This window comes from Lacinutrix cladophorae, assembly GCF_053604645.1.
In genome coordinates this window covers 1-226 of record NZ_JBSHNR010000122.1, presented here as the reverse complement: position 1 = coordinate 226, position 226 = coordinate 1, and the positions used below count along the sequence as shown (strand labels likewise).

The following is a 226-nucleotide window of genomic DNA, read 5'->3' as shown; positions in this document are numbered from 1 at the left end:
ATCACAATCATCCGATACCGTATAGATTACAGTAATAGTACCACCAGCACCACAAGTGGAAGCAAGGTTCGTGAAAGCATAATCCGAAGTTACATCAAATACAGCATCTGTATCACAGCTATCTGTACCACAAGATTGAAGCGCTAATATGTTAGCAGCATTCCAATCGTTAGCAATGGTTTCATTATCTGTTCCATTACATTCTATGGTTTCATCTACAACCGTA

At 38.9% G+C, this 226-nt stretch carries 1 protein-coding gene; it reads right to left on the bottom strand.

Annotation, left to right across the window (positions count from 1 at the left end; all coding sequences use genetic code 11):
* The coding region (locus ACVC3Y_RS17045; protein WP_452227558.1) for a hypothetical protein at positions 1-226 on the bottom strand (226 nt) is incomplete at both ends.